This window comes from Caballeronia choica, from assembly GCF_001544535.1.
Classification (GTDB): Bacteria; Pseudomonadota; Gammaproteobacteria; order Burkholderiales; family Burkholderiaceae; genus Caballeronia; species Caballeronia choica.
In genome coordinates, this window is sequence record NZ_FCON02000336.1 from 1 (window position 1) to 3,247 (window position 3,247).

General features: G+C 62.5%; 2 protein-coding genes and 1 pseudogene. 2 read left to right on the top strand and 1 reads right to left on the bottom strand.

The window, feature by feature from the left end; all coding sequences use genetic code 11:
- Nucleotides 1–204, top strand: a pseudogene (locus AWB68_RS43455) (3-keto-5-aminohexanoate cleavage protein); the annotation flags it as partial.
- A gap of 755 nt (nt 205–959) precedes the next feature.
- Here the strand turns inward: AWB68_RS43455 and AWB68_RS43460 are convergent.
- Nucleotides 960–1,964 (bottom strand): AraC family transcriptional regulator, encoded by a 1,005-nt coding sequence (locus AWB68_RS43460; RefSeq protein ID WP_087650258.1) that lies wholly within the window; start codon nt 1,962–1,964, stop codon nt 960–962.
- Nucleotides 1,965–2,315: 351 nt separating this feature from the next.
- Between AWB68_RS43460 and AWB68_RS43465 the strand changes: the two genes are divergently transcribed.
- Nucleotides 2,316–3,247: MFS transporter (locus AWB68_RS43465; protein ID WP_087650259.1), on the top strand; the 932-nt coding region annotated here is incomplete at its 3' end.

Here is a 3,247-nt window from a genome sequence, read left to right on the forward strand (position 1 = left end):
AAGAAGATGAGCACGGTCGAGCAGATCGAGCAACTGGTGCGCATCTCACGCGAGTTCGGCCGCAAGGTCGCCACCGCACAAGAGGCGCGCGAGATCAGCAAGATCGGCGTGTTCTACGACACGGTGGAAGAGACCCTGCTGGCCAACGGCTTCGCGCCCAATCGCAAGGGTGCTACTCAGGGCTTTCTGCGCAAGGCCGTCTGAACCCGCGAGGCAGCAGCGCATTGCGCACGCCCTCGGCCGACGCGACTTCGTGGCGGTCTGCAAGGCGTGCGGTGCACCCCGGACCGCGCCGGCGGGACAAAGTCCGGCGATGCGCCACCGTCGTGCTCATCATCGTAAAGCAGAACGGGGATGCGCTACGCCGCTCTCCAATATCGAACTGCACCTGATTCGCGTCACCGACTTCGCTCCTGAACGTCCTCGTCACAGATCTACGATTGGCGTTCGATCTTGATCACGTCATTCTCTGGCTTAACGAAAGCGCGCCGGTCGTGCGGGATCTGCCGGATCCTGAAATCTCACAGGGATTCGATCCTCGATCGGAGGGCATGTCGGGACAAGGCTCCCGTGTGATCCCGGTGCAGACAATCTCTGCGAAGATCGTCGACCCCGACTCGGTACTTCCCTGCCGCTGGACCACGCGGTTCGATCAGCGCTTTTTGGCCAAGACGCGGTGCCGGCCAGCGTGGCGCCGCGTCCGCTTTCCAGCGAGCGTGGCTATCTGTGTCTCAGCAGCGGCAACTCGGCGCAGTTTTCCGACGGCCTGGGGACTGACCTCCGCGAGCGTTTCGCTAGATTCGCCTCTGCCGACCTTGACAACGTCCCACACCGGGAGCAACTCAGCGACTCGGGATGAACCGATGCCGGCGAACCGCCGCTATTTTGACGCCCGATTGCGCGCGGAAATCCAGCGCGGGCGCGTAGCAGCACCCCGGTAGGCAGCGCCGTTCATTTGTTTATTTCGCCTGGCTTTTACGCCAATCACGCGGCGTCATACCAAATCGTAATGTGAACCAGTTGGTGAACGAACCCTGCTGGGTATAGCCGAGCAGCGCCGCGACCCTCCCGATCGGATAACGCGGGTTGCTCATATAGCGCACGGCAAGCTCGCGCCGGACTTCCTCGACCAGTGCCGAGAAGCTGGTATCGGCCGATCCGAGCTGCCGCTGCATGGTGCGCACGCTCACACGCAAATGACGGGCAACCAGCTCGACTGTGGCCTGCTCGACGGGCAGCAGCAGGTAGATTGCCTTGCGCACTTCCAGCGCGGTCGAATCCGCACCGATTACGTTTTTGAGTGGTGCGGCGAGGCTCTCGGCGTATCGGACCAGTTCGGGGTCAGCGGTCGGATTCGGGTAGTCGAGTTCGGCGGCCGCGCACACGAAGCCGTTGAAGTCGCTGCCGAACTCCATCGGACAGCCGAAGAAGCGCCGATGAAACGTCAGATCAGCGGGCCCGCGATGAGTGAAATGGACAGCGCGCGGTTTCCAGTAGTTGCCGAGCAGCGCGCTGGAGTGGCGCGCGAGAATACCCACCGTAAGTTCGATCGCCTGCCTGGTAGACGTACCCGGGTCGACGACGAGTTCTTCCCGGATGGTGACCGTTTCTCCTGCATCCTCGACGTACACGGCCAGCGCTTCGTTGAGCAGATGCCGGAATTCGGCTGCGGCCAGCAACACCTCGCGCAGCGTGCGCTTGTGCGCGAGCAGCACATTGACCACGTCGGTGCCGAATTTCTGCCGGGTTGCAGCCATTTGTAGCGCGATAGTCGGGCACGACGCCTTTTCCGCCGCGAGTTCCAATAGCCGGCAGCACGCGGCGGCCGAAACGCGATCATCCGGATTCGCCAGCGCTCCGGGATCGATCCCGACCTGCTGCGCGAGCTCGACCGGATTCAGTCCGAGCCGCCGCGTCACGTCGAAATAACCGCTCATGGCTACCGAGCGTAGCATCGTTTCCATCGCGTTCCCTCGCGGGTTCATGGACTGCGCCCCGTCTTCCGGCAATTAAGTGCCTGCTGTGCGTGCATACCGGTGTTTACGCGGAGTGGCATCGATCGCTAAAAGGATGGCGCCCATTCAGAAAAGTGTAACGCGCGATTGCCGTATTGTTCGAGCACTACGTCCTATTTCGTTCCGCAAGTCTTCACGCGACTGTCGCATGATTTGGAACGGGATGGGAGCACCGGCTGATGGGTTTCAAAGGTGGTACTTCCCGGCGCACGCCGGGGAGAGTGACGGAATCCATAATCGGCCCCTTTGCCTGCCGGGCAAAGAGACGGCCGCTAACTAGAAAGACGAAGGAGACAAACCATGCTCATGCAGCATGCTGAACCCACGGCAGGTGATGTTTCTACGACAAAGGCGGATGTCCCCGCTTACGCCTGGGTGGTATTTGCGTTGACAGTCGGATTGCTGCTTTCCGACTACATGTCGCGGCAGGTGTTGAATGCCGTATTTCCGCTACTCAAGGCCACATGGGGCCTGTCCGACACACGGCTGGGTTCGCTTAGCAGTGTGGTCGCGCTGATGGTCGGCGTGCTCACGTTCCCGCTGTCGGTGCTCGCCGATCGCTGGGGCCGCGTGAAGAGCATCGTCCTGATGGCGGCGATGTGGAGTCTCGCGACGCTGGGCTGCGCGCTCGCGACGAACTACGGCGAAATGCTCCTCGCGCGCACCTTCGTGGGCATCGGCGAAGCCGCTTACGGCAGCGTCGGTATCGCGGTCGTCCTGAGCATCTTTCCGGCGCGGCTGCGCGCCACGCTCACCGGCATGTTCATGGCGGGCGGGGCGTTTGGCTCAGTGCTCGGCATGGCCCTCGGCGGTGCGGTCGCAGCACATATGGGTTGGCGCGCGGCGTTCGGCGCAATGGCGATCATGGGGATCGTGCTGGTGGTCGTCTACGGGTTTGTCGTCACCGAGAAACGGCTTGTGCCGCTGCAACCGGCGAGCGTGAGCAGGCAAGCGCAAGGGCTCGGCGTGCGGATGAGCTTCCGCGCCCTGATGAAGGGACTCTTTTCGACGAAGTCGGTCGTGTGTGCCTACGTCGGCAGCGGCATTCACCTGCTCGTCCCGGCTGCTGTCTGGGCGTGGATGCCGAGCTTCCTGAACCGCTACTACGGCATGTCCGACGGCAAGGCTGCGATCAGCGCGGCAGTGTTTGTGCTCGTGACGGGCCTTGGCATGGTGGTGTGCGGAAATCTGGCCGACCGGCTCAGCAAGAATGCACGGGAAAGGAAATGGAG

Excerpts from the sequence above, each read along its gene's own strand:
- AWB68_RS43460 (WP_087650258.1), bottom strand. The coding sequence starts at position 1,964 with ATGGAAACGATGCTACGCTCGGTAGCCATGAGCGGTTATTTCGACGTG.